This window comes from Actinomadura mexicana (genome assembly GCF_900188105.1).
Classification (GTDB): domain Bacteria; phylum Actinomycetota; class Actinomycetes; order Streptosporangiales; family Streptosporangiaceae; genus Spirillospora; species Spirillospora mexicana.
In genome coordinates, this window is record NZ_FZNP01000004.1 from 442,943 (window position 1) to 467,322 (window position 24,380).

The 24,380-nt window shown below is 72.6% G+C and carries 22 protein-coding genes; 8 read left to right on the forward strand and 14 right to left on the reverse strand.

The window, feature by feature from the left end; genetic code table 11:
• Positions 1-112 precede the first annotated feature (112 nt).
• Entirely contained in the window at positions 113-1,963 is a 1,851-nt protein-coding gene (locus tag CHC11_RS13320; protein WP_089312001.1) for a carbohydrate-binding module family 20 domain-containing protein, read from the forward strand.
• 49 nt (positions 1,964-2,012) lie between these two features.
• Here CHC11_RS13320 and CHC11_RS13325 read toward each other — a convergent pair whose 3' ends face one another.
• Positions 2,013-2,831, reverse strand: coding sequence for an acyl-CoA thioesterase (locus tag CHC11_RS13325; RefSeq protein ID WP_089312002.1), 819 nt, complete (start codon positions 2,829-2,831; stop codon positions 2,013-2,015).
• A gap of 52 nt (positions 2,832-2,883) precedes the next feature.
• Positions 2,884-3,423 carry a DoxX family protein gene (locus CHC11_RS13330; RefSeq protein ID WP_089312003.1) on the reverse strand — a complete coding sequence of 180 codons (540 nt, stop codon included), beginning with the start codon at positions 3,421-3,423 and terminating at the stop codon, positions 2,884-2,886.
• A gap of 213 nt (positions 3,424-3,636) precedes the next feature.
• Between CHC11_RS13330 and CHC11_RS13335 the strand changes: the two genes are divergently transcribed.
• The 3 genes from CHC11_RS13335 (at position 3,637) to qcrB (ending at position 7,547) form a co-directional block, all read left to right on the forward strand.
• Positions 3,637-4,890 (forward strand): hypothetical protein, encoded by a 1,254-nt coding sequence (locus tag CHC11_RS13335; RefSeq protein WP_089312004.1) that lies wholly within the window; start codon positions 3,637-3,639, stop codon positions 4,888-4,890.
• 186 nt (positions 4,891-5,076) lie between these two features.
• Positions 5,077-5,736 carry a hypothetical protein gene (locus tag CHC11_RS13340; RefSeq protein WP_089312005.1) on the forward strand — a complete coding sequence of 220 codons (660 nt, stop codon included), beginning with the start codon at positions 5,077-5,079 and terminating at the stop codon, positions 5,734-5,736.
• A 140-nt stretch (positions 5,737-5,876) separates the two neighbouring features.
• Positions 5,877-7,547: a cytochrome bc1 complex cytochrome b subunit gene (gene qcrB, locus CHC11_RS13345; RefSeq protein WP_089312140.1), complete on the forward strand. Its 1,671-nt coding sequence runs from the start codon at positions 5,877-5,879 to the stop codon at positions 7,545-7,547.
• On the opposite strand, the gene CHC11_RS13350 is transcribed toward qcrB, so the two are convergent.
• The 5 genes from CHC11_RS13350 to CHC11_RS13370 all read right to left on the reverse strand — a co-directional run bounded on the left by CHC11_RS13350 (position 7,539) and on the right by CHC11_RS13370 (position 11,558).
• On the reverse strand, positions 7,539-8,105 hold the full coding sequence (locus CHC11_RS13350) for a TetR/AcrR family transcriptional regulator (RefSeq protein ID WP_089312006.1): 567 nt from the start codon (positions 8,103-8,105) through the stop codon (positions 7,539-7,541). The genes qcrB and CHC11_RS13350 overlap by 9 nt on opposite strands.
• Before the next feature lie 35 nt (positions 8,106-8,140).
• Positions 8,141-8,845, reverse strand: a complete 705-nt coding sequence (locus CHC11_RS13355; RefSeq protein WP_245919152.1) for a Crp/Fnr family transcriptional regulator — start codon at positions 8,843-8,845, stop codon at positions 8,141-8,143.
• A 48-nt stretch (positions 8,846-8,893) separates the two neighbouring features.
• Positions 8,894-9,523 carry a LysE family translocator gene (locus CHC11_RS13360; protein WP_089312141.1) on the reverse strand — a complete coding sequence of 210 codons (630 nt, stop codon included), beginning with the start codon at positions 9,521-9,523 and terminating at the stop codon, positions 8,894-8,896.
• A gap of 84 nt (positions 9,524-9,607) precedes the next feature.
• On the reverse strand, positions 9,608-10,396 hold the full coding sequence (locus tag CHC11_RS13365) for a DUF427 domain-containing protein (RefSeq protein WP_089312008.1): 789 nt from the start codon (positions 10,394-10,396) through the stop codon (positions 9,608-9,610).
• Positions 10,397-10,571: 175 nt separating this feature from the next.
• The gene (locus tag CHC11_RS13370) at positions 10,572-11,558 is read right to left on the reverse strand and encodes an AraC-like ligand-binding domain-containing protein (RefSeq protein ID WP_089312009.1); all 987 of its coding nucleotides are present in this window, start codon (positions 11,556-11,558) and stop codon (positions 10,572-10,574) included.
• A 238-nt stretch (positions 11,559-11,796) separates the two neighbouring features.
• Here CHC11_RS13370 and CHC11_RS13375 point away from each other — a divergent pair, with 238 nt between their 5' ends.
• Together CHC11_RS13375 and CHC11_RS43415 are read left to right on the forward strand one after the other, a co-directional pair.
• Complete coding sequence (locus tag CHC11_RS13375) at positions 11,797-12,495, forward strand: dioxygenase family protein (RefSeq protein WP_089312010.1); 699 nt, start codon at positions 11,797-11,799, stop codon at positions 12,493-12,495.
• Positions 12,496-12,896: 401 nt separating this feature from the next.
• Entirely contained in the window at positions 12,897-14,003 is a 1,107-nt protein-coding gene (locus CHC11_RS43415) for a DUF2637 domain-containing protein (protein WP_089312011.1), read from the forward strand.
• Positions 14,004-14,085: 82 nt separating this feature from the next.
• Here the strand turns inward: CHC11_RS43415 and CHC11_RS13385 are convergent, their stop codons facing one another.
• From CHC11_RS13385 to CHC11_RS13410, 6 genes are read right to left on the reverse strand one after another with little or no spacing between them, the layout of a single operon-like run.
• Positions 14,086-14,841, reverse strand: coding sequence for an SDR family NAD(P)-dependent oxidoreductase (locus tag CHC11_RS13385; protein ID WP_089312012.1), 756 nt, complete (start codon positions 14,839-14,841; stop codon positions 14,086-14,088).
• Positions 14,838-15,692, reverse strand: a complete 855-nt coding sequence (locus CHC11_RS13390; RefSeq protein WP_089312013.1) for an ABC transporter permease — start codon at positions 15,690-15,692, stop codon at positions 14,838-14,840. The genes CHC11_RS13385 and CHC11_RS13390 overlap by 4 nt, the downstream gene beginning before the upstream one ends.
• Positions 15,689-16,579, reverse strand: coding sequence for an ABC transporter permease (locus CHC11_RS13395; RefSeq protein WP_089312014.1), 891 nt, complete (start codon positions 16,577-16,579; stop codon positions 15,689-15,691). The genes CHC11_RS13390 and CHC11_RS13395 overlap by 4 nt, the downstream gene beginning before the upstream one ends.
• Before the next feature lie 25 nt (positions 16,580-16,604).
• Positions 16,605-17,786, reverse strand: a complete 1,182-nt coding sequence (locus tag CHC11_RS13400; protein ID WP_089312015.1) for an ABC transporter ATP-binding protein — start codon at positions 17,784-17,786, stop codon at positions 16,605-16,607.
• Positions 17,783-19,000, reverse strand: coding sequence for an extracellular solute-binding protein (locus CHC11_RS13405; RefSeq protein ID WP_218826069.1), 1,218 nt, complete (start codon positions 18,998-19,000; stop codon positions 17,783-17,785). Before CHC11_RS13405 ends, CHC11_RS13400 begins: the two co-directional genes overlap by 4 nt.
• Before the next feature lie 45 nt (positions 19,001-19,045).
• On the reverse strand, positions 19,046-20,089 hold the full coding sequence (locus CHC11_RS13410) for a LacI family DNA-binding transcriptional regulator (RefSeq protein WP_089312016.1): 1,044 nt from the start codon (positions 20,087-20,089) through the stop codon (positions 19,046-19,048).
• A 414-nt stretch (positions 20,090-20,503) separates the two neighbouring features.
• Here CHC11_RS13410 and CHC11_RS13415 point away from each other — a divergent pair, with 414 nt between their 5' ends.
• Positions 20,504-21,754: an MFS transporter gene (locus tag CHC11_RS13415; RefSeq protein WP_089312017.1), complete on the forward strand. Its 1,251-nt coding sequence runs from the start codon at positions 20,504-20,506 to the stop codon at positions 21,752-21,754.
• Positions 21,751-22,593, forward strand: a complete 843-nt coding sequence (locus CHC11_RS13420) for a methyltransferase domain-containing protein (protein WP_089312018.1) — start codon at positions 21,751-21,753, stop codon at positions 22,591-22,593. Before CHC11_RS13415 ends, CHC11_RS13420 begins: the two co-directional genes overlap by 4 nt.
• 14 nt (positions 22,594-22,607) lie before the next feature.
• Here the strand turns inward: CHC11_RS13420 and CHC11_RS13425 are convergent, their stop codons facing one another.
• Entirely contained in the window at positions 22,608-24,320 is a 1,713-nt protein-coding gene (locus CHC11_RS13425) for an MFS transporter (RefSeq protein WP_089312019.1), read from the reverse strand.
• Positions 24,321-24,380: the final 60 nt, after the last annotated feature.

The window sequence follows — 24,380 nt, forward strand, 5'->3', positions numbered from 1 at the left end:
TGCGCAAGCCCTTGACCTGACTGCAAGAAGAGAGCATTCTCGCGTTGCTCGCGGACGGCCGTCCCCCACCCTTCAGGCGCCCGCCAGGCGCCCTGTGTCAGGAGTTCGCCGAATGTCTGCAAACGACCCCCCACGCGCAAGAGCCCCCCGCCGCCGGTCGCTGCTCGCCGCCGGCCTCCTCGTCCTCGCCGGGACGGCGCCCGCCGCAGCCCTGCTCCCCGACCGCCCCGCCCGTGCCGCCGCCTCCCTCAACGACAGCGACGTCACCGCCAACCTCTGGGAGTGGAACTGGCCGTCCGTCGCGGCCGCGTGCACCGACCACCTCGGGCCCGCCGGGTACGGGGCCGTGCAGGTCGCGCCACCGGCCGAGTCGGTCAGCCTGGCATCGACCAGCGACGGCGCCCACCCGTGGTGGGAGGTGTACCAGCCCGTCTCCTACGGCCTGACCAGCAGGCTCGGGACCCGCGCCCAGTTCTCCTCCATGGTGGCGGCCTGCCACGACGCGGGCGTCCGCGTCTACGTGGACGCGGTCGTCAACCACATGGCCGGCCACAACAACACGGTGAACACCACCTACGGCGGCTCGGCCTTCGATCCCGGCGGGTTCGCCTACCCGGCCGTCCCGTACGGGTACGGCGACTTCCACCACGCCAACGACGGGTACTGCAACGACGACGACGCGGGCATCGACGACTGGAACAACACCTCCGAGGTGCAGAACTGCGAGCTGGTCTCGCTGTCGGACCTGAAGACCCAGTCCGGGTACGTGCGCGACAAGATCACCGGATACCTCAACGACCTGGTCGGCCTCGGCGTGGACGGGTTCCGGGTCGACGCCGCCAAGCACATCGCCCAGAGCGACTTCGCCGCCGTCAAGAGCGCCTTGCACACCACCACCGCCGAAGGCAGGGCGCCCTACATCGCGCAGGAGGTCTTCCCCGGGTCGACCACGGCCGATCTGAAGCCGGCGGCGTTCACCGGGAACGGCGACGTGCTCGGCTTCTCCTACGCCCAGGGCCTGAAGACGCAGTTCCAGAATGGGACGCTGTCGAACCTGGCGGGCATCCCGTCCTGGTCGCTGGACGCGGACGGCTCCCGGACCTACACGATGATCACCAACCACGACACCGAGCGGGACGGGTCCACGCTCAACTACAAGAACGGCTCCGACTACACCCTGGCGACCTACTTCCTGCTGGCCTACCCGTACGGCAGGCCCTCGGTGTACGACGGGTTCACCTGGTCGTCGGCCGGGCAGTCGCCGCCCGCCGACTCCCGCGGGTTCGTCACCGGCGCGACCTGCTCGAACGGCTGGCAGTGCAGCACCCGCTCGACCGGGACGAAGGGCATGGTCGGCTGGCACAACGCGACCGCCTCCGCCACGGCGGTCGGCAACTTCACGGCCACCGCGGGGAACGTCATCGGGTTCAGCCGCGGCTCGGAGGGCTGGATCGGGCTCAACGACTCCTCCGGACCGTCCACCGCGTCCTACCGGACCGGGCTCGCCGACGGCGTCTACTGCGACGTCATCACCGGCGGCCTCGGTTCGAGCGGCTGCCAGGGCACCGCCGTCACCGTGTCGGGCGGGACGGCGACCGTCACGATCCCCGCGGGCGGCGCCGTCGCGATCCACGCGGACGCCCGGACCGGGCAGACCCCGCCGCCCACCTCCGGGACCGTCTCCGACACCTTCAACGTCAACGCCACCACGACCTGGGGGACGAGCGTCCACCTCGTCGGCGACGTCCCGGCACTCGGCTCGTGGGACACCGCCAAGGCGGTCGAACTGTCCCCGTCCGGCTACCCGATCTGGAACGGGACGGTCACGCTGCCCGCCAACACCAAGATCGAATACAAGTACATCAAGAAGACCGGCGCGGGGGCCGTGACGTGGGAGAGCGGGGCCAACCGCACCTACACGACCGGCACGTCGAGCCGCACCGCCAACGACACCTGGCGATAGCGCACCGCGGGCCGGCCTCCCCGCGCGGGGAGGCCGGCCCCGGCACGTGTCAGGAGCGCGGCGTGCGGAACAGGGTCTCCTGGGTCAGGCTGGCGACGAGCACGCCGTCCCGGGTGTGGATCGTTCCGGTGTACCAGCCGCGCCCGGCGGCGACCGTCTGCGGGACGAGGTCCATCAGCACCCAGTCGTCCATCCGGACCGGCCGGTGGAACCAGACGGCGTGGTCGAGGCTGGGCCCCGACCGGGCGGCGCCGTCGTGCAGCGCGATCAGGCCGCTGGAGATGTCGGACAGGTACGTCAGCACGCACGCGTGCAGGAGGTCGTCGTCCGGCAGCGGCGCGGTGCAGCGCGACCACAGCCGCGTCGGGAAGTCGGCCGCATCGTAGGGCTGCGGCGGCACGCGGCTCTCCATGGAGAACAGCCGCGGGACCGGCGAGGCCGGGAGCTTGTCCGGCCCCGGGACCTGCGGCGCCGCGTGCACCTGCCGGTCCTCGTCGTCGGCGGGCTGCTGGAACGACACCGACATGTTGAAGATGACCTCGCCGCCCTGCAGCGCCACCACGCGGCGCGCCGAGAACGAGCGGCCGTCGCGGTCCCGGTCCACCCGGAAGATCGTCGGCCGCGCGGCGTCGCCGCCGCGCAGGAAGTAGCCGTGCAGCGAGTGCGGCAGCCGCCCCTCCGGGACGGTGCCGCCCGCCGCGCGCAGCGCCTGCGCCGCGACCTGCCCGCCGTACAGCGGGTACGGGTCGTCGAAGACGAGGGCGCCCCGGTATAGGTCCCGGTCGAGCTCTTCCAGGTCCAGCAGGTCCAGAACGGAGTGGAGGGAGACCGACCGCGCTTCGGGCTCTTCGGAGATCGAGGGTCGCACGCTCGCGACGTTATCCGACCCGGGCGCGGTCCGGCCGGGCGGGCACCGCGCGTCAGCCCTCCGGCGTCCCGGCGGGGCGCTTGCCGGGCCGCCAGAAGGCGGCCAGCAGCAGGGCGGCGCCGAGCCCCCCGGCCAGGGCCGTGACGGCCAGGCCCGTCCAGCCCGACAGGTCGTCCTCGACCCCGAGGACGCGGTCCAGGGACACCGCGCCGCCGCCGAGCGCGCCGGCGGCGCACGCCACCATGATGATCATCACGACGTACTCGTAGCCCTGCCCGGGACGGAAGATGAAGAAGCCGTTGCGCGCATGGGCGGTGACCAACGCCACCACCATCGTGCCCACCGCCCCCGCGGCCGCCAGCGGCGTGAGCAGCCCCAGCAGCAGCAGCACGCCCGCACCCAGTTCGGTGCCGGTCGCCATCAGCGCGTGCAGCCGCCCCGGCCGCAGACCCATCGACTCGAACCAGCCCGCAGTCCCCTCGATCTTCCCGCCGCCGAACGCGTGGTTCCAACCGTGCGCGACCAGGGTGCCTCCCACGGACACCCGCAGAATCAGGGAGGCGATGTCCGTCCCCGCCGCCTCGACAGCCATGCCCGGCCCCTTTCCTCGTGCGCTGGAACGTCCAGCAACGTACCGGAACACGCGGCGGTCGATCGCTCCTCGGGGGTGGTCAGCCCTTTGTATGCGCGGCTGCCAATCACGGCGCGGCGTTTCCTCAACGCCCTCCGTATCGCGTCCCGGACGGCCGGGCTCACCATGTCGGCACCCGTCAGCCCAGGAACGTACTTCTGAAGGGATGCCCCCATGAGATTCCGACATTCCGGCGCGCCGGACGCCGGCGGGCGGCCGCGCCGCGGCCTGGCCGCACTCGCGGGCGCCGCCGCACTGGCCCTCGCCCTCGTCCAGGCGCCCGCCGCGCACGCGCTCCCCCCGCAGGACGTGCCGGGGGTCGGCGTCGACACCGGGCGGTTCAAGCTGCCCATCGGCTGCACGATCGCGCTCGCCGGCCTGCCGGTGTTCTACCTGCCGACGGACGTGGACGTGCAGGGCGTGGCGCCCGTCCAGCTCGGGCCCGGCCAGGAGTTCTGGCTGACCCAGGGCTCGGGGAGCATCACCTTCCCCGAGTGGCTGACCGCGCTGGCCCCGATCCTCGGGATCGACAGGGCCGACGCCCGGGTCACCGACCTCACCATCGGCGCGAGCGGCTCCACCCCCCCGGCCGTCAACATCGCCGAGGACGAGCCGTTCGAGATCAAGGACATCGCGGTCGAGGCCGGCAAGCCCCTCAAGGTCGGCCTGCCGCTGTCGGGGACGTTCGACGTCGGCCCGTACAAGGCGCCCGCGGGCGGCAAGGTCACGCTGGCCTTCGACCACGCGTTCGCCGAGGTGGACCTGAAGTCGCGGGCCGGGTTCAGCCTGCCGATCACGGCCGACTGCAAGCCGTCGGCCGGAAACGCGCTGCTGACGATCGGTGTCGGCGGTGCGCCGGGGCGGCCGCCCGCCAAGATCTCCGGTGCCCCGCTGAACTTCCCCGAGCCCCGGTCGAACGAGCTGGTGGGCATCATCAACGCCCCGTACAGTTGCTCCCTCGGCGGCGAGCCGCTCGACGTCGGCATCGCGGTCGGCGCCCGCATCCCGCTCGTGGCCAGGCGGGGCGGATCGTTCTCCTTCACCGAGGCGAGCGGTGCGCTGGTGATCCCGGCCGGTACGGTGAACCGGCTGGCCGACAAGGGCTACGGCTCGGCGTCCGGCAGGGTCACGGCCCTGAACCTGGAAGTGGAGGGCGGCACGCCGGCGAGGCAGAATGTGATCCCCGCCGGCGGCATCGCCATCCCGAGGACGCCGCTCGTGCGGGACAGGCAGATCACGGTGCCGCTGCCCGGCGCCGGCACGCTGACCGCCGGGCCGTTCACCCCGGCCTCCGGCGCCGAGAGCGTCTCGGTCGGGCTCGGCTCGGCCGCCGCCGAGCTGTCCTTCGACGGCGCACCCGGCGCCGCCCCCGCGGCGTGCGACGCGCCCTCCCCGAAGGTCTACCTGGTCGACAACCCGGTGACCTGACGGGCGGCCCGGCCGGACGGCGGCGGCGCCCCGCCGTCCGGCCGGCCGCACCGCCCGCTCCCCGCATATCCGGTCGCCCGTGGGGCAGATCACAGAAAGTCAGGCTTCGCATCGCGTCACATCCGGGTGCGTGCCGCCCCTCTATCTCTGTGAACGGCGCGGCGCGCGGAGAGCTTGGGAGGCGGCATGGACAGCGTGGCGAGGAAATTCGACCTGACGATGCTGTACGCCGCCTACGACGCCTTCCGCCGCGACGCGGCCCGACTGGAGACGGTCGCGGATCCGGAGACGGCGACCCGGCCCGGCTCCGCCTTCGGCTGGGCCGCGGCCGCGGCCAGCTGGACCCTGTTCACCTCCCACTGGAGCCTCCAGGACCGTGCCGAGAAGAACGCCCTCTGGACCGTCATGTACGCCAAGGCCGCCGACGGGCCCGGTCGGATCGGCGTGGTCATCGACGCCATGGCGGCGCTGGCGTTGAAGGCCGTCCCGCTGATCGACGGCGTGGACGCGGCGCTGGAGCACCGCGACCGCGGCGCTCTCGCCGGGTACGCGCGCGACCTGCGGGCCTCGGTGGACGCGCTGCTGGACTTCAAGGAGTCCAACGCCCTGCCCCTGATCCAGGAGACCCTCACCCCGTTCGAATGGGGCACCTTCGACGTGGAGATCCGCCGCGAACTGGGCCTGCGCGGGCTCGGGGTGTTCCTGCCCTGGCTGCTCGACGGCGCCCCGGACGGCACCCGCCGCGCCGTGCTGGGGCTGCTCCCGCCGCCGATCCGGCTCTGCTACCGGGCGCGCTGGCGCCCGCGCTACCTGCGCCGCGGCATGCTCGCCGTCCCGGCGCGCTGACCGCCGCCCCGCCGCGACCCGCGCGTCACCGCCTCGTCGTGTGACGCGCTCCACATTCCGGAGATGTCACATTCATCTGCTCTGAACGGTCTCATCCCCAGAAGCGCGACTGCCCAGAGCGCGACGGAGGGATGCGGACGATGGCGGGAACGAGGGCGCCCGGCGGGGCGAGGGCCGGCACGCGGAGGCCGCCCAGGGGACTGGAAGTCACGACGCGGGCGCTGGACGAGCGGTTCGGCACCACCGGATTCGCGCGCAAGGCGCTGCGCAAGGCGTTCCCCGACCAGTGGACCTTCCTGCTCGGCGAGATCGCGATGTACTCCTTCGTGATCATTCTGTTGACCGGGGTGTACCTGACACTGTTCTTCAAGCCGAGCATGCACGAGGTCGTCTACAACGGCTCGTACACGAAGCTGAAGGGCGTGGAGATGAGCGAGGCCTACGCCTCCTCCCTCAAAATCAGCTTCGATGTGCGGGGCGGCCTGCTCGTCCGGCAGATCCACCACTGGTCGACGCTCATCTTCATGGGCTCGATCCTCGTGCACATGCTCCGCAACTTCTTCACCGGAGCGTTCCGCAAGCCCCGCGAGCTGAACTGGCTGATCGGCATCGCCATGTTCATGCTCGTGATGCTGAACGGCCTGTTCGGCTACTCGCTGCCCGACGACCTGCTGTCCGGCACGGGCCTGCGCATCCTGGAGGGCGTGCTCGCGTCGATCCCGCTGGTCGGCTCCTACGCGGTGATGTTCCTGTTCGGCGGCGAGTACCCGGGCACCGACATCATCCCGCGCCTGTACGTCATCCACGTGCTGCTGATCCCCGGCATCCTGGCGGCGCTGATCCCGCTGCACGCCGTGGTGCTGACCTGGCGGCAGACGCACACGCAGTTCCCGGGCAAGGGCAGCTCGAACACGACCGTCCGCGGCTACCCGTTCTTCCCCGTCTTCATCGCCAAGACGACGGCGTTCTTCCTGTGGGTGCTGGGCGTGACGACGCTGCTGGCCGCGTTCTTCCAGATCAATCCGATCTGGCTGTTCGGGCCCTACGACCCCGGCGCGATCAGCGCCGGGTCGCAGCCCGACTGGTACATGGGCTGGCTGGAGGGCGCACTGCGGATCATGCCGTCCTGGGAGATCAGCGCCTGGGGCCACACCGTCGCGATGAGCGTGGTCGTCCCGGCCCTCGTGGTGCCGGGGCTGCTGTTCACCGGTCTGGCCGTCTACCCGTTCCTGGAGCGCTGGGTGACCGGCGACTCGCAGATCCACCACCTGCTGGACCGGCCGCGCGACGTCCCGGCGCGCACCGGCATCGGCGTCGGCGGCGTGGTCTTCTACGGGGCGCTGTGGCTGGCGGGCGGCAACGACGTCCTGTCCCACAAGTTCGACGTCTCGCTGTTCTGGACGACGTGGTTCTTCCGCTTCCTCATCATCCTCGGACCGGTGCTGGCCTACGTCGTCACCTACCGGATCTGCGTCGGCCTGCAGCACCGCGACCTCGGCCTGGCCCGGCACGGGCTGGAGACCGGCGTCATCCGCCAGTCGCCGGACGGGGGGTTCAGCGAGGTCGAGCGCCCGCTCCCGGACGAGGCGATCGCCGCGATCACCGATCCACGCCCGGCGCCCGCCGCCGACCTGGACGTCCCGCCGCCCGTCGAGGACGTCGACAGCCCCCGCGGCCGCACGGCCAGGGGGCGCGCGCGCGCCGCCCTCAACCGCCGCTTCCGGGCCGACCTGGCCGCCGTCCCCGAACGCCGCCCGGTCGAACCCGACGGCGAGCGGCCGGCGGTCGAGGAGCAGGCCGCCTCACGCTGACCCGGAGCGCTCGAACAGGAGGCGGATGACCGGGTCGGCGGCCTTCACGGGATCGTCGCCGAGGTCCCGCAGGGCGCCGCTCAGCCACAGGTGGGCGAAGCCGTGCACGATCGACCAGGCGGCGATCCCGGCCGTCCGGTCCCCCGCGGGACGGCCGGGCGCGGCGCCGCGGACGCCCTCGGTGAGGACCCGGCCGGCGCGGTCGCGGGCGGCGGCCACCTCCGGGTCGTCGGGGCGGTAGAGCGCGGGCGCGAACATGACCTCGAAGTGGACCCGGTGCTCGACGGCGAACCGCACGTAGGCGAGCCCGACGCCGTGCAGATCGCTCCCGGCGGCCTCCATGGCGTCGGCGAACAGCGTGTACCCCTCGGCGGCGACGGCCGTCAGCACGCCGGTCTTGTCGCCGAAATGGTGGGCGGGCGCGGCGTGCGACACCCCGGCGCGGCGCGCCAGCTCGCGCAGGCTCCACGTCGCCGGGCCCGCCTCCGCGATCGCCTCGATGGCGGCGTCGAGAACGGCGCGCCTCAGGTTTCCGTGGTGGTAGCCGTCGCCGCTCATGCCCGGAATCCTAGGGCGGGAGGACGGGCGGGCCGTCAGTCCTGCTCCTTGGCGAACGCGCGGAGGCGGGCCAGGTCCACCACGATGACCCTGCGCCAGCCGGTGCGGATCAGGCCCTCGCGGCGCAGGCCGCTGAGCGCGCGGGCGACGGTCTCCCGGGAGGCGTCCATCCAGCTGCCGAGCTCCTCCTGCGACAGCGGCGGCCCGATCTCGATCGACCCGTCCGGCGCGGGCGGGGCGTGGTGGGCCGAGCGCTCCGCCAGGTCGGCGAGCAGGGCCGCCAGGCGCTCCGGGCCCCGGCTCGTGATGTGGGCGGTCAGCCGCCGGTCGGAGTCGTCCATGCGCTGGACGAAGGTGCCGGTGACGAGCATCCACACGTCCGGGTGCGCGTCCAGGAACCCGGTGAAGCGGGCCGCGGGCACGACCAGGGCGCGGATCGGGGACAGCGCGGTGACGGTCGCGGCGCGCGGCCGCCCGCCGAGCACCGCGCTCTCGGCGAGCAGGTCGCCGGGGCCGCGGACGGCCAGCACCACGTCGTGGCCGTCCTCGGTCGCGGAGGTCACCTTCGCCCAGCCCCGCTCGATGATGATCACATGGTCGGACTCGTCGCCCTGGTACACCAGCGGCGCCTTGACCGGGAACGTCCGGGGACGCGCGGCGTTGCGCAGAGCGGTCCGCTGCTCGGGTTCGAGCGCGGACCAGAACGCCGAAGGCGGGGAGGACGCCGCGTACGGTACCAACAGCCGCCTCCTTTGCTCAGGGTTACCTGAACTGTAAACCCGCAGCCCTCACTTGGGGACGGCGATGAGGCGCACGGCGAGCCCCGTGAAGACGGTCCCGCTGAAGATGTTCAGGCCGCGGGCGACGCGGCGGCTGCGCCGCAGCAGGTTCGCGAGGCGGCCGGAGAGCAGGCCGACGCAGGCGTCCACGGCAAGGCCGAGCAGGACCAGCGTGACCCCGAGAACGAGCAGTTGCACCATCGGACGCCCCATGGAGGGGTTCACGAACTGCGGCAGGAAGGCGATGTTGAAGAGGATCACCTTGGGGTTCAGCAGGTTCGTGACGACGCCCTGCCAGAACGCGCGAAGCCGGCCCGGGCCGGCGGGGGCCGCGCCCTCCTCGCCGGGTTCGCCGCGGTCCCGGAACGACTTGACGGCGAGGTAGAGCAGGTAGCCGGCGCCGGCCCAGCGCAGCACGTGGTACAGCGTCGGCAGCGCGGTGAACAGGGCGGAGAGGCCGAGCGTCGCGGCGACCGCATGTGTCAGGGCGCCCGTGGCGACCCCCGCCGCGGCCATGAGGCCCGTGACCGGACCGCCGCGCCCGCCCATCGCGACGATGAACATCATGTCGGGGCCGGGCGTGACGCAGAGCGCGAAGGCGGCGACAACGAACGCCGCGTAAAGGGAGGTATCGACCATGCCGAAATCATGCGCCAGAAGACCGCCGCTCCGCGAGAGCATTACGCGCCGGCGTCCTCGCGGTGCCCGGCGGCGGTCCGGGCGTCAGCCGCCCCCGGGCGGCCGGGTCTCGACCGTCAGGGCCTCGTGGTCGAAGGACAGGTACCCGCCGATCTTCGCCGCGTCCTCCAGGGGCTCCTCGTACGACCAGGCGGCGTCCTCGGCGCCGGCCAGCGACCAGTACGTCGCCTCGCCCTTGTAGGGGCAGGCGGTCCGCTTCTCGCTGCGGGTCAGCAGGTCGCGGCGGACGTCCTCGGCCGGGATGTAGTACCGGTTGCGCAGCCCGGTCTCCGACAGCAGCTTCGGCCGGGCGGTCTCGGCGACGACCTCGCCGTCGAGCAGCACCCGCACGCGCCGGGACGTGGCGCGGGCGTCGACGCGGTGGAACGGGTCGCGCAGATGGCCGTGGACCTCCTCGTCCTCGTCGAACCAGGCGTCCATCCGGTCCCAGTAGAAGGCCATGTGCCCGCGCAGCCACGCCGACTCCGGCTTCGGCTCCGGATACCCCCAGACCGCGTTCTCGGCCGTCCGGTCGCCCACCCGCACCGTCCAGTACGCGGCGTCGCCCTTGAACGGGCAGTGCGTGGTGTGGGCGGTCTTCTCCAGCAGATCGGAGCGCACGTCCTCCTCGGGGACGTACAGCACGGGCAGCAGCCCGGTCTCGTGCAGGAGCCTCCCGCGCCCGGTGTCCAGCACCGTCTCCCCCGCGAACCGGGCGCGCACCCGGCGCGGGAAGTCGTGCATGAACAACCGGTGCGCCGGCCCGTCGATCGTGAAGTTGACCTCGTCGCCGGGCGAACCGGCGAGCGGGCCCTGTCGCATGGTCAAGGACATGGCGCGGCTCCTCACACTGCCTGACTACTGGACGCCGGTCGGCATCGTCTCCAGTTCATCACGGCGCGCCGCCGCCAGGCGCAGCGGCTGGAGGCGGCGCGGAACCGGCCCGGCCCGTCGTGGCGGTCGGCGAGCCGTGCCGGGACGTGCCGGCGCCGGTCCCGGTCCGGCCGCGCTAGGCGTCCCGCCGGATTCCGGTGGTGCGGGCGCGGTAGTCGCTGGGCGTCTGCCCGTAGGCGGCGCGGAACGCGCGGCTGAAGGCGGCGGCGTCCGGCAGGCCCCAGCGGTTGGCGATCGCGCCGATCCGCTGCGTGCCGAGGAACGGGTCGCCCAGTTCGCGGCGGCAGTGCTCCAGGCGGCGGGTCCGGACGTACCGGGCGACGGTCGTCCCGGTCGGCGCGAACACCCGGTAGAGCTGGCGGACGGAGATGTGGTGCGCGGCCGCGATCGCGGCGGGGCTCAGCGACGGGTCGTGCAGGCGCGCCTCGATCCACTCCTCGATCGCCCGCAGCATCTCCGCTCCCTCCGGCGACGGGCACGAGGGCGCGCCCAGCCACTCGCCGGCCGCGCCGGTGACCAGTTCGACCAGCGCGCCACCGAGGTGGTGGGCGTAGATCTCGTCGGCCGCGGTTCGGTCCCCCGCGGCGGGCTCGGCGCCGCTCTCGGCCAGGGCGCCGAGGAAGGACGACACGAGCCGCCCGGTCCGCGGCCGCCCGCCGAGCAGGGTGCCGCCGAACGCGGCGAGCCGCTCCCGCGGCAGCGGGACGGCGCTGTGCGGGATCACGACGGTGAAGATGTGGTGGGCGTCGAAGGAGATCTCGACCGGACGGGTGAGGTCGTAGAACACCACGTCCCCCGCCTTGGCCACGGCCCGGCGGCCGTTCTGCCGCAGCACGAACGAGCCCCGCAGGACCAGGCCGAGCTTGTAGCACTCGCGGGTGTCGCGGGCGATCTGCCGGGCGCTGCGCCGCACCGCGTGCGCGGGCGCGTACACGTCGCCGGCCTCCACCGGACCCAGCGCCCGGCCGCTCAGCCGGGCGGCGAACCCGCCGGGCAGGTGCGGCTGCACGTGGAACGGCCCGAAGGCCGAGCTGATCAGGTGGCGCCAGAAGTCCGCCTGGTCGCGGGCAGGGTGGTCCGAGGTGTCAACGAGCGTGGGCATGACGCTCCTCCGGTCGGCGGGCGGGTCTCGGACGCCACTCGCAAGGCTTCTACGGCGCGTCAGGAAGGTCAATGAGTGAGTCAGCACGACGCTTCGGGCGGGCTTTGGCACTCGCCGCCAAAGTCACGGCACGCAACGGCAAGACCGCCCCTTCCCCGGCGGCCTATACATGTCGCGGACCGACTCCCAGGGAGCCCGCCAACCGGAAGACCCCGGACGACCCCCGAGAGGAACCCCCATGCCAGCGGACGAGCAGGAAACCGGCACCGGCCACGACTCCGGAACCAGCACCGGCACCGGCACCGGCCAGGAGAACGGCATCAGCCGCAAGAACTTCATCGTCGCCGCGGGCGCGGCGGGCATCGGCGCGCTCGCGCTGCCCACCGCCGTGTCCGCGGTGGCCGCGCCCGCGCAGGCCCGCGCGGAGCAGCAGCCGCTCACCCCCACGCCCAAGTGCGACGACGGGGACGACTCCCCGACGCACTCGCAGATGGAGGGCCCCTACTTCAAGCCCGGCTCCCCCGAGCGCGCGTCGATCGTGACGCCCGGCATGCCGGGGACGCCCCTCACCGTGTCCGGGACCGTCTACTCGCTGTCGTGCAGGCCGGTGGCCCACGCCCTGCTCGACTTCTGGCAGGCGGACTATTACGGCAATTACGACAATTACCGCTATACACTCCGAGGACATCAATACACGGACGCCTCGGGACGATTCACCCTGACGACGATCGTGCCCGGCCTCTACCCCGGCCGCACCCGGCACATCCACGTCAAGGCCCAGGCCCCCTACCAGCAGATCCTGACGACGCAGCTGTACTTCCCGAACGAGCCCCGGAACGGCTCCGACACGCTCTACGACCCCGCGCTGCTCATGAAGGTCCAGACCGGTCCCAGCGGGCGCACCGCGAAGTTCGACTTCGTCCTGCAGGTTCCCTGACCGGGGGCTCCGCAGCCGGATTCCGTCACGGCTCCCGCGGAATCCCGCCCCCGCCAGGGCACCGGCGCGCCTTGGCGGGGGCACCCGCTATGAGGCTGCGGGGGCACCCGCTATGAGGCTGCGGGGGCACCCGCTATGAGGCTGCGGGGGCACCCGCCGTGAGGCCGCGGGGGCTCCGCCGTGAGGCCGCGGGGGCTCCGCCGTGAGGCCGCGGGGGCTCCGCCGTACAGCTGCGGGAACTCCCGCCTGCGGTTTTTTGGCCAGGTCCCCCCGGCGTGTCCCGCCGTTTCGCGGGGAACGGGACCGAGACGTGATGCGAATCGCCCACGAAACGGCAAAGGAATGGATAGTCTCCCACCGATCACTTTCAGTTGTGTAAGGAATCTGGGAGCACACGCCGCATGAGCGCTGCCAACCGGGCACAGGTCATCACACGGTGGGGGGCCATCGCCTTCATGGCGGCCGCGGTCCTGACCGCCACCGCCGGTGGCTTCGCCCAGTCCTATGCCGGTCTCTATCACTGGGCCCTGGAACACGGCCTGCGGGGCTGGAAGGCCGAATCGTTCCCCCTGCTGGTCGACCTGTTCATCATCGTCGGTGAACTCGGGCTCTTCCTGCTGGCCATCGACGCCTTCGTCATCAAGCGCCGGGCCCTCATGAGCTGGCTCGACTTCTGCCTGCCGCTGACCATCGCCCTCGCGGGCTGGACGGCCAGCCTCATCTTCAACGTCGGCCACGTCGGCCACAAGACCTTCTCCTTCCAGGCGACGGCCGCGGTCCCGCCGATCGTGTCGATGCTCGGCCTGTTCGTCCTGCTGCGGACGCTGCACCGGTACGTGTCACAGAAGACCGAGGAGGAGGAGGCCAAGCAGCCCGAGCCGCAGACGCGCGCGATCGCCGGGCCGGTCACGCTGAACCAGATCACGCTGATGCCGCTGCGCAACACCGGCCCGTTCCCGCAGATCCAGGTCCCCGGGTACTCGGGCAAGGCGATCGAGCCCGGGACCGCGGGCAGGGCCGAGCCCAAGGGAGCGCCCGCGGGCGAGGCCGCTCCGGCCCCGGCCGCACCGGCCGCCTCCGCTCCGGCCCCGGCCCCCGCCGCGACCGAGACCCCCGCGCCCGCACCGGCCCCCGAGCCGGAGCTGGCCGTGGTCAGCGCCGCGTCCCGCGGCAGCCTCAACGGGCGCAGCTCCTACGGCACCGCCCCCGAGGAGGACGCGCCCGCCGGGCCCGCGCCGGAGAACCTGCGGTCCCTCGTCATCGACATCCTCGAACGCCGCCACGGCGACGTCGCCGCGACCCTCGCCGAGGTCAGGGCCCAGGGCCACCGCTGCGACGAGGCCGAGATCCAGCGGATCAGCGACAACCACTGGTTCCCGTACGCGGTGTACCGGCTGCTGGCCAAGCACCACGGCGACGGCGAGCTGGTCGCCCAGGAGCTGAGCGCTCAGGGCATCGTCTACGACCAGGTGACGCTGGACGCGCTCGTCCAGTCCTGGCGCGTCTGACCCGCGCTCTCCGCGCGTTCCGGACCGGCCGCCCGCCACCGCGGGCGGCCGGTCCGCGCTTTCGCCACCCCGGGTTCGCGGCCTAGGGGTCGCGCTGCCGCTCCTCGGACGGGTCGGTCCGCAGCCGCGCGTGCAGGCCGCCGTCCACGCGCAGGACGTGCCCGTTGAGCTGCGCCGCCGCCGGGGACGCCAGGAACAGCGCCGCGTCCGCGACCTCCTCCGGCGTGGTGGTGCGCCCGGACGGCAGGTCGGTCGCGGGCCGGACTTCCCCGACGACGCTGGCGGGGGCGATGCAGTTCGCGCGGATGCCGAGACCGCCCAGCTCCACGGCGATCGCCCGGCTGAGCGCCTCGATGCCCGCCTTGGTCACGTCGTAGGCGCTCTGGTTCTCGTGCGCGCGGGACCCGCCCGGCGAGGACAGGCTGACGATCGTCCCGCCGCGCCCGGCGTCGCGCCAGTGGCGGACGGCCCGCACCGACAGCAGGTACGCCGAGCGCAGGTTGGCGGCGATCACCGCGTCCCACACGCCGGCGTCGATGCCGATGAACGGGGTGCGCAGCCCGGTCATCGCGGCGTTGTTGACGAGCACGTCCAGGCCGCCGTCCCGCGCGACCCTGGCGAAGACGGCGTCGGCGACGTCCTCGCGGGCCAGGTCGCCCGGCATCGTCGCCACCCGCGGGTCGCCGTCGTGGACCGCGAGGCCGCCGGCGTCCACGTCGACGGCGAGCACGGCGGCGCCCGCGTCGGCGAACCGCCGCACCAGCGCGCGGCCGATCAGCCCCGCCGCGCCGGTGACCAGCACCCGCTCCCCCGTGTGGTCGAACCGGACTGCGCTCATTCGGCCGGGGCCTCCCTCACCTGCGCGACGATCTGCGTCGGGTTGACGAACATCAGGGCGATGACCAGCAGCACCGCCGACAGGGCCATGTAGATGACGGCCATCGCGTCGATGGCCTGCGCGGCGCGGATCCCGGGCGTGAACGCGGCGCTGTAGAGCGCGACGACCAGTGTCTGGCTGTCGGCGTCCGCCACCAGGAACGTCAGCTCGAACATGGCGACGGTCCGCACGAGGACCAGGATCCCGGCGGCGAGGATCCCCGGCAGCAGGAGCGGCACCAGCACCCGCGCGAACACCTGCCGGGTGCGTGCGCCGCACATCCGCGCCGCCGACTCCACGTTCGCGTCGATCTGCTCCACGAACGGCGTCATCACCAGCACGACGAACGGCAGCGCCGGGACGAGGTTCGCCGCGACCACGCCCGTCATCGTCCCGGCCAGGTGCACCTTGTACAGGACGGTCGCGAGCGGGATCCCGTAGGTGATCGGCGGCAGGACCACCGGGAGCAGCAGCAGGACCGTCACGGTCCGCCTGCCGGGGAAGTCGCGCCGCGCCAGCGCGTAGCCGGCCGGGACGCCGATCACCAGCGACAGCGCGACCACGATCAGCGTGATCTCCAGCGTCGCGGTCAGCACGTCGCCGAGCGCGAACTCCGCCCAGGCGTCGGAGTACCACGCGCCGGTGAAGCCCTGCGGCAGCCACCCGCCGAACCACTTCGTGCCGAACGAGTTCACGACCACGGAAAGGATCAGCGCGGCCAGATTCACCAGGAAGAAGGCGACGAACAGCCAGACGGCCCACCCGCTCGGCCTGCTCGTCGGCAGCCCGCGCGGGCGCCAGACGGCGGTCATGATCCTTTACCTCCCGACGCGGGCCCGGTGTAGAGGCGGCCGCGCAGCAGCAGCGTGACCGCGATGACGAGCAGCTCGAACACGCCCATCAGCACGGCGATGGCGGAGGCCATCGAGTAGTCGTACTTCTCGAACGCCGCCTGGTAGGCCGCGATCGCCATCACCCGCGTCTCCCCGGCCGGCTCGCCGACGAGGTTCGCGGACGGGAACACCGAGAACGCCAGCACGAACGCGAGCACGAACGTCGTCGCGAGCCCCGGCGCGAGCAGCGGCAGCACGATCCGCCGCATCCGCTGCCAGGGCCCGGCGCCGAGTGTGGCCGCGGCCCGCTCCAGCGTCGGGTCGATGCCCGACATGTAGGCCAGCACCAGCAGGAACGCGAACGGGAACCCGGTGATGAGCAGCGAGAACAGCACACCCCAGTAGTTGTAGACGAGCCGGACGGGCTCGTCCACGACGCCGAGGTCGAGCAGCACCCGGTTGAACCAGCCCTTGGGGCCGAGGTAGCGCAGCAGGCCGTCGGCGACCAGGACCGTGCCGAGCGTTACCGGCAGGACGAGCAGCGCCGTCAGCAGCCGCCGGCCCCGGAACCGGCCGCGCAGCCGGTAGGCGATCGGCACCGACGCGCCGACGTTGATCAGGGCGGCGGGCAGCGCGAGCCTGAGCGTCTTCCCGATGGTGCCGCGCTGGTAGGGGTCGCGGAAGAAGTCGGCGTAGTTGCCGAACGGGCCGCCGCCGTCCTTCGGCTGCAGCGAAAGCCCCACCCCGTACATCATCGGGTAGAGGAACAGCAGCGCGACGACGAGCACGGCGGGCAGGAGCAGGAGCAGCACGCGGTCCACGCCGCGTTCGGCGAGCCGGTGCCGCAGGCCGCCGCGCCGGGGCATCGGTGCCCCTGCGCGGGCGGGGGCCTCAACCGCCATCGCGCGCCCCCGTCTCCCCGAGCGCCTCGGCGGCGGGTCCGCCGAGCGCCCGCGCCGCCTCCCGCACGCTCTCCCCGAACACGAGCACGCGCTCGGGCGGGACGGTCAGCGCGACCCGATCCCCCGGCGCGACCCGCTCGGGCGTCCTGAAGTGGATGACGCGCCCGCCGTCCGTCACGCCCTCGGCGGCGACCTCGCGGCCGTGGAACTCCGCCACCTCGACGCGGACCCGCACGAGGTCGCCGGCCGTCGCCGTGTCGGGGGACCCGGCGATCTGGAAGTCCTCCGGCCGGACGGCGGCGACGGCGCGCGGCCCGACGATCGGGCGGCGGCTCCGTCCGGTCAGGGTGAGCCCGTCCTCGCCGCCGAGCCGGACCGTTCCGTCGCCGGACGACAGGACGGGCAGCTCCAGCAGGTTCCGGTAGCCCATGAACCCGGCGATGTAGGTGCCGGCCGGGTGGGCGTAGACGTCCTCGGGGGTCCCGATCTGCTCGATCCGGCCCGAGCGCAGCACCACGACCCGGTCGGCGAGCGCGAGCGCCTCCTCCTGGTCGTGCGTCACGTAGACGGTGGTCAGTCCGAGGTCCTGGTGGATGCGCCGGATCTCGGTGCGCATCTGCACGCGGAGCTTGGCGTCCAGGTTGGACAGCGGCTCGTCCATCAGCACGAGCCTCGGCCGCAGCACGATCGCGCGGGCGATCGCGACCCGCTGCTGCTGGCCGCCCGACAGCTGCCCGGGCAGCTTGGCGGCGTGCTCGGTCAGCTCGACGGTGCGCAGCGCCTCGTCCACCCGCCGCGCGGTCTCCGCCTTCCCGACCCGCCGCACCGCCAGTCCGAACGCCACGTTCCTGCGGACGGACAGGTGCGGGAACAGCGCGTAGTTCTGGAACACCATCCCGAACCCGCGCCGCTCCGGCGGGAGCGTGTCGATGCGCTCCTCGTCCAGCCAGATCGCGCCGCCGGACAGCGGCAGCAGCCCGGCCAGGCAGTTGAGCGCGGTCGACTTCCCGCATCCGGACGGTCCGAGCAGCGCGATGAACTCGCCGCCCTCGATCCGCAGGTCGAAACCGCTCAGCGCGGTCGCCTTCCCGAACCGCCGCGTGACGCCGTCCAGCCGCAGCCGCGAGAACCCCGCCCGCGCGTCCCGCTCCGTCGCGGTGCCCGCCGTCATGACTGCTTGACCTTCTGCCCGCCCACCTCGCGGTCCCAGCGGTCGAAGGCGGCGACGAGCGCCTTGGCGCCGAGGGGCGGGGCCGTGGGGTTGCCGGGGATGAGCGAGTCGTACTCCGGGCGGCCGTACTCCTTGATCGCCTTCTGGCTCTCGGCCGGGGCCATGTCGAGCGTCACCCCCTGCACGGCGGGGCCCGGGTAGAAGTAGCCCTTGTCGTAGGTGATCGCCTGCTGCTCCGGCCGGAGCGCGAACTTCACCAGGTCGAGCAGGACGGCGAGCTTCCCGCCGGACACACCCTTCGGGACGACCATGTAGTGGGCGTCGGTGACCCAGGTGAAGCCCTCCAGTGGCTGGATCCGCACGTCCTTCGGCACCTGGCCGAGGACGCGCGGGTTGATGTCCCAGCCGGTGGTGCTGAGGATGATGTCGCGGGTGCCCTCGCCCAGTTCCTTCATCGTCTGCGTGGTGCCGGTCGGGTAGTACTCGATGTAGCGGTCGAGGTCCCTGAGGTACGCCCAGGTCCTGGGCCAGCCGTTCGAGGGGTCCTTGGGGTCGGAGTCCTTGAGGATGTAGGGCAGGCCCATGAGCCACGTCCGTCCGGGGCCGGAGTTGGACGGGCGGGCGTACTCCAGCTTCTTCGGATGCGCCTTCGCCCAGGCCAGCAGGGCCTCGGCCGTCTTCGGCGGGTTCGGGACCCTCTTCGGGTCGTACTCCAGAAGCGGGCCCGAGGGGTAGTACGTCACGACGACGCCCCGGCCCTGCGCGAGGTCCTGCATCTTGGCGGCGGGCTCCAGGTACTGCGACCTCAGGTCGGGCAGCTTGGCGGCGTACCTGCCGGCGAGGTCGACCCACAAATTCTGCTCCAGCCCGGCGGAGAGGCCGTCGGTGCCGGTCAGCACGAGATCGATGTCGAGGCGTCCGGCGTCCTGCTGCGCCTTGACCTTGCCGGCCAGCTCGGGCGCGGTGGCCTTGGTGTAGGTGATCCTGCCGACGAGCTCCGGGTGCCGCTTCCGGTAGTTCTCGAAGATCTGCTGGGTGAGCTGGAGGTTGCCGGCGACGTCGATGATGTTGAGGGTGACGGGCTTGGACGGGAGCCGGACGTCCGAGGCGGCCGGTTCGGAGGCGGCGCCGCCCGAGTCGGGCGCCCCGCAGGCGGTCATCAGCAGGCCGGCGGCGGTGGCGAGGGTGAGGAGTGCGGATCGAGGAGTTCTCATGGCGGATCCTCCAGGCAGGACGTGCGGTCCTACGGGCTGGGCCGGTCACGCCGGCCCGGTGGTGCCTCTGATCAGCAGTCGGGTCGCCAGCTCGGTGGCCGGCGGCAGCGGTGGCGCCTTGGGCGCCCGGGGGTCGAGCATCGCGTGCACGGTCGCGGCGGCCGCCCGCGACAGCGCGTTGACGGGCATGGCCACGCTGGTGAGCGGCGGGTTGGTCATCGAGGCCATCGGGACGTCGTCGAACCCGACGATGCTGAGCTCGCCGGGCACCGGCACGCCGCGGGCGGCGAGCCGGGACAGCACGCCGAGCGCGACCAGGTCGTTGTAGGCGAACACCGCGGTGACGCCCGCGGCGAGCACCTCGTCCGCCGCCCGGTACCCGCCGGTGAAGCGCGGCTCGTACGGCCCGAGGTCCACCAGCCCGATGCCGCGCTCCGCGCAGGCGGCGCCGAGGAGCCGGCGCCGCTGCCGGTTGGACCAGGAGTTGGCGGGGCCGGACAGGTAGGCGCAGCGGCGGTGGCCGAGCGCGTGGACGTGCGCGACCGCCTGCTCCATGCCGGGCCGGAAGTCCAGCAGGACCGAGGGCGCCGCCCCGCTGGTCCGGTTCGCCAGCACCACGGCGGTTTTGGCCGCGACGGCGCGCAGCCGCGCCCCGGTCATGCGCGGGGCGCACAGGATCAGCCCGTCCACCCGCTCCACCATGGCCTCGGCCAGCCGGACCTCCGTCGCGGTGTCCTCGTCGGTGTCGGCAAGGAACACCGCGTACTCGGTGTCCCGGAAGTAGGCCTCGACGCCCTTGATGAACGGCGCGAAGAACGGGTTGGCGATGTCGGGGACGATCAGGCCGACGTTGCGGGTCCGCCCGAGGACCAGCGACTGCGCCGCCCGGTTCGGCCGGTACCCCAGCCGTTCGGCGCATTCGAGCACGCGCCGCCGGGTCTCGGCGTTCACGAGCTCGGGATTGTTCAGGGCGCGCGAAACCGTGGATGGCGACACCCCGGCGAGGCTCGCCACGGCCCGGATCGAGGCCCGGGGGCCCTCGGCGCCGCGGCGGCCGGTCGCGCCTCCGCCGGTGCCCGCGCCGCCCATGCCCAGGATTATGAAAACGTTTGCGGAACAGTGTCAACAAGCGCGGCGAGAAACCCTGGCCGGTCGGCTTCGCGGATCTGGATGAATTCGGCAACACGGGTCTCCCGGGCCTGCGGGTCCTCGCCGGGTGTCGGCAACAGTCGCCAATCGGCACCGGGGACTCTTGCCACAAAACGATCATCATGGCTAGATGATCAAGAGTTCCGCGGAAGCCGCGCCCCTCGGGTTCGGCGGCCGGTTCCGGGGCTGAGCACCGCTGAGTGATCAGGATCCGCCGGAAGGTGAAGGAGGTGTTCGGGTGACCCGCATGGACAGCACGTGGCCGTAACCCGTTGATGACTTCGACCGCGCGGCCGGCCACCGGTCTCGTCCGGGGCCGGCCGTCGCCGGGGTGCGCCGCCCGATGGGAATGACTTGTCCGCGACCGCAGAACGGCCGCCGGGGTACCGGGAACTCCTCGCGCTGACGGAGTATCGCGCGGTGTCCGCCGCGAGCGTGTTCTCCTGGAGCGGGGACTACCTGTGCAAGGCCGCTGTGGCGCTGCTGGTGTTCGAGCGCACCGGCTCGGCGCTGACCGCAGCGGCGGCGTTCGCCCTGGGCTATCTGCCGTGGCTGACCGTGGGGCCGCTGCTGGCGGCCGTGGCCGAACGGTATCCCCCGCGCTCGGTGATGATCTACTGCGATCTCGCCCGGGCGGCGCTCATCGGCCTGACCGCCCTGCCCGGCCTGCCGGTACCGGGCCTGCTCGTGCTTCTGCTGGCCGGTGGACTGCCGACCCCCGCGTTCGAGGCGGCTCGTTCCGCGCAGCTGCCGCAGATCCTGACCGGCGACCGGTATCCGCTCGGCGTCGCCTTCAACAACGCCCTCTTCCATCTCGCCCAGGTCGCCGGATACGCGGCCGGAGGGATGATCGCCGCCTACGACCCGCATCTCGCGCTGCTGCTGAACGCCCTCACCTTCCTCGGCTCGGCCTTCCTGCTGCACCGGTACGTCGCTCCCCGGCCCGCCGCCCTCGCGGCCGCCCGCCGCACCGGCCTGTGGCACGAGACCCGCCAAGGGCTCGCCGTGATCTTCGGCGACCCGCTGCTGCGCGCTGTCGCGTTCATCAGTTTCGGCGTGGTGACCTTCGTGATCGTCCCCGAGGGCCTGGCGGCGGCCTGGGCGGCCGACCTGGACGGCGGTGGCATGGCCCAGGGCCTCATCATGGCCGCCAACCCGATCGGCGTCGCCGTCGGCGGCCTGGTCCTGACCCGGCTGCTGCGGCCGCGGACCCGGACCCGGCTGATCCGCCCGCTGGCGGTTCTGGCGCCCCTGGCCCTGGTCCCCGCGCTGCTCGCGCCGCCACTGGCCGGCGTGCTGGTCCTGGTCACCGCCTCCGGTGTGATCATGTCGCTGCTGCTGCCCGCCGCCCAGGCGCTGTTCGCCCGGGAGGTGCCGCACGAGTACCGGGCCCGGGCGTTCGGTGTCATGAACGGCGGCGTCCAACTCGCCCAGGGCACCGCGATCCTGACCGCCGGCGCCCTCAGTGAACGCCTGCCCACCTCGACCGTGATCGGGGCCTGGTGCGCCGCCGGAACGGTCCTGATGGTCCTGGCCGCCCACCGGCCGCTCACCCGCCCCGAGCCGTCCGTCCTCACTCCCGTCCCAGCCTTGGAGACACGATGAACCTCCCGCCGGCCGACGCCCCCGGCAGCGCCGCGGAGAACGAGACCGGTGACGAAGGACGAGGCCACCGGGAAGAACGGGTGCACCGTCCCGGGCCTCGCATCGGCGACGCGGTCGGGGACATGCTGCTCGCCGCCTACCGGGCGTCTCTGGATCCGGCCGCCGATCCGGTCCTGCAGATCGCCGAACGTGACGACGGACTGGTGGTCCCCCTTCCCGTCGCGCCCTGGATCGCCGCGATCGACCACTGGCCTGGCGAAGAACGCCAGGCGCTGGAACTGGTCAAGGGCAAGGTTCTGGACATCGGCGCCGGCGGCGGGCGGGCCGCACGCGCGCTGCTCGACCGGGGGCATGAGGTCACCGCGCTCGACGTCTCACCGGGTGCGCTGGAGGTGTGCCGACGGCAGGGCATCCGATCCGCCGTTCTCGGCACGGTCGACGAGCACGCCGCGGCCGGGCGCCGCTACGACAGTTTCCTCCTGTTGGGGGCCAACCTCGGCCTGTTGGGAAGCCGCGAGCAGGCACCCGGGTTCCTGCGGGCCCTGGCAGCGATGGCCGCACCCGGGGCGGTCATCGTCGGTCACGGCCGGAACCTGACCGATTCCGACGACCCGATGCACCTGTCCTACAACCGGCGCAACCTGCGGGCCGGCCGCATCGCGGGGCAACGCACCCTGCGGATCCGCTACCGGGACGTGGCCACGCCCTGGTTCCCCTACCTGAACCTGGCTCCGCGCGAACTCGCCGAACTCACTACCGGCACCGGCTGGGAACTCACCGACATCACCCACTTCGAGAGCTCACCGTCCGGCTACACCGCCACCCTCCACCATCAGTAGGCCGGCCCGCGCGGTCAGGCGGCGCCGCGGCCCGCCTTCTGCGGCGCGGGCTCGGCGGCGACGTCGTCGTCGTGCACGTACCGGCGCCCGCGCAGCAGCGACACCAGCGCCGCCACCAGCGACATCGCGATCGCCAGACCGAACACGATGACCAGGCCGTGGTGGAACGGCTCGGAGATCAGGTGCGGGAAGTACGAGCGGCCGGTGAGGGTGGCCGCGTCGTCCGGCGCGAGCCCGCCGAGCACGTTGAACTGAGCGAGCAGGTTCTGGATCGGGTTGTAGCCGAGGAACGCCGCGAACAGGGTGCCGACCGGCGGCAGCTCGCCCACCCGCGCGGCCGGCCCGGCCGGGACGCCGTGCTCGGTCAGGCCCTGCGTCAGCGTCCTCGGCAGCGTGTCGGCCAGGCCGGCGATCATCAGCGAGAAGAACACGCCGATCGACAGCACCATGCCGGCGTTCATGAAGGTGGCGCGCATCCCGGAGGCCACGCCGCGCTGGTCCGCCGGGACCGAGTTCATGATCGCGGTGGTGTTGGGGGCGGCGAACAGCCCGGAGCCGATCCCGTTGAGGAAGATCAGCAGGGCGAAGGCGGCATACCCGAAGTCGGTCGGGATCACCAGCAGCCCGGCGAACGCCAGCGCCGACAGCACCAGCCCGCCGGAGGCGAACGCGCGGGCGCCGTGCCGGTCGGACAGGTGCCCGGAGATCGGCCCGGCGACCAGGAAGCCGGCGGTGAGCGGCAGCAGGTAGATGCCCGCCCACAGCGGGGTGTCCTCGTAGTCGTAGCCGTGCAGCGGCAGCCAGATGCCCTGCAGCCAGATGATCAGCATGAACTGCATCCCGCCGCGCGAGATCGCGGCGAGCAGCCCGGCCAGGTTGCCGGCCGCGAACGCCCGGATGCGGAACAGGCTCAGGTGGAACATCGGCTGCTCGACCCTGGTCTCGATCCAGCAGAACAGCGCCAGGACGGCGACGCCGCCGATCACCCCGCCGAGCACCCAGGGGTTCGTCCAGCCCATGTCGTGCCCGCCGTAGGGCTGGATGCCGTAGGTGATCGCGGCGAGCAGCGCGGTCAGCCCGGCCGCGAACGTCACGTTGCCGAGCCAGTCGATCCTCGCGCCGACCGCTGGCTTGGCGGTCTCGACCAGGCTCCGGTACGCCCAGATCGTCCCGACGATCCCGATGGGCGCCGAGGCGAAGAACACCAGCCGCCAGTTGATCTCGCTCAGCAGCCCGCCGGCGACGAGGCCGATGAACGTCCCGGCGATGCCCGCGACCTGGTTGACGCCCATCGCCATGCCGCGCCGGTGGGCGGGGAACGCGTCGGTGAGGATCGCGGCCGAGTTCGCCATCAGCATGGCGCCGCCGATCCCCTGGAGCACCCGCCAGCCGATGAGCCAGAGCGCACCGGCGCCCCCGTGCAGCGGGTCGAGCGCCAGCACGAGCGTCCCGACCGTGAAGACCGCGAACCCGGCGTTGTACATCCGGACGCGCCCGAACATGTCCCCGAGCCGCCCGAGCGTCACCACCAGCACGGCCGAGACGAGCATGTAGCCCATCAGCATCCAGAGCAGGTAGCTGACATTGCCCGGTTCGAGGGGGTCCAGATGGATGCCGCGGAAGATCGCCGGCAGCGAGATGATCACGATCGAGGAGTTGACCGTGGCCAGCAGCATGCCGAGCGTCGTGTTGCTCAGCGCGATCCACGGATAGTGCTCGGACGGCACGCCGCCCCCTCCCCGTCTCAGATAGTTTCTTACGCTAACTAATCATAAACCCATCGAATC

Excerpts from the sequence above, each read along its gene's own strand:
- CHC11_RS13320 (WP_089312001.1), top strand. The coding sequence starts at position 113 with ATGTCTGCAAACGACCCCCCACGCGCAAGAGCCCCCCGCCGCCGGTCG.
- CHC11_RS13330 (WP_089312003.1), bottom strand. The coding sequence starts at position 3,423 with ATGGCTGTCGAGGCGGCGGGGACGGACATCGCCTCCCTGATTCTGCGG.
- CHC11_RS13335 (WP_089312004.1), top strand. The coding sequence starts at position 3,637 with ATGAGATTCCGACATTCCGGCGCGCCGGACGCCGGCGGGCGGCCGCGC.
- CHC11_RS13340 (WP_089312005.1), top strand. The coding sequence starts at position 5,077 with ATGGACAGCGTGGCGAGGAAATTCGACCTGACGATGCTGTACGCCGCC.
- qcrB (WP_089312140.1), top strand. The coding sequence starts at position 5,877 with ATGGCGGGAACGAGGGCGCCCGGCGGGGCGAGGGCCGGCACGCGGAGG.
- CHC11_RS13350 (WP_089312006.1), bottom strand. The coding sequence starts at position 8,105 with ATGAGCGGCGACGGCTACCACCACGGAAACCTGAGGCGCGCCGTTCTC.
- CHC11_RS13360 (WP_089312141.1), bottom strand. The coding sequence starts at position 9,523 with ATGGTCGATACCTCCCTTTACGCGGCGTTCGTTGTCGCCGCCTTCGCG.
- CHC11_RS13365 (WP_089312008.1), bottom strand. The coding sequence starts at position 10,396 with ATGTCCTTGACCATGCGACAGGGCCCGCTCGCCGGTTCGCCCGGCGAC.
- CHC11_RS13370 (WP_089312009.1), bottom strand. The coding sequence starts at position 11,558 with ATGCCCACGCTCGTTGACACCTCGGACCACCCTGCCCGCGACCAGGCG.
- CHC11_RS13375 (WP_089312010.1), top strand. The coding sequence starts at position 11,797 with ATGCCAGCGGACGAGCAGGAAACCGGCACCGGCCACGACTCCGGAACC.
- CHC11_RS43415 (WP_089312011.1), top strand. The coding sequence starts at position 12,897 with ATGAGCGCTGCCAACCGGGCACAGGTCATCACACGGTGGGGGGCCATC.
- CHC11_RS13385 (WP_089312012.1), bottom strand. The coding sequence starts at position 14,841 with ATGAGCGCAGTCCGGTTCGACCACACGGGGGAGCGGGTGCTGGTCACC.
- CHC11_RS13390 (WP_089312013.1), bottom strand. The coding sequence starts at position 15,692 with ATGACCGCCGTCTGGCGCCCGCGCGGGCTGCCGACGAGCAGGCCGAGC.
- CHC11_RS13395 (WP_089312014.1), bottom strand. The coding sequence starts at position 16,579 with ATGCCCCGGCGCGGCGGCCTGCGGCACCGGCTCGCCGAACGCGGCGTG.
- CHC11_RS13400 (WP_089312015.1), bottom strand. The coding sequence starts at position 17,786 with ATGACGGCGGGCACCGCGACGGAGCGGGACGCGCGGGCGGGGTTCTCG.
- CHC11_RS13405 (WP_218826069.1), bottom strand. The coding sequence starts at position 19,000 with ATGAGAACTCCTCGATCCGCACTCCTCACCCTCGCCACCGCCGCCGGC.
- CHC11_RS13410 (WP_089312016.1), bottom strand. The coding sequence starts at position 20,089 with ATGGGCGGCGCGGGCACCGGCGGAGGCGCGACCGGCCGCCGCGGCGCC.
- CHC11_RS13420 (WP_089312018.1), top strand. The coding sequence starts at position 21,751 with ATGAACCTCCCGCCGGCCGACGCCCCCGGCAGCGCCGCGGAGAACGAG.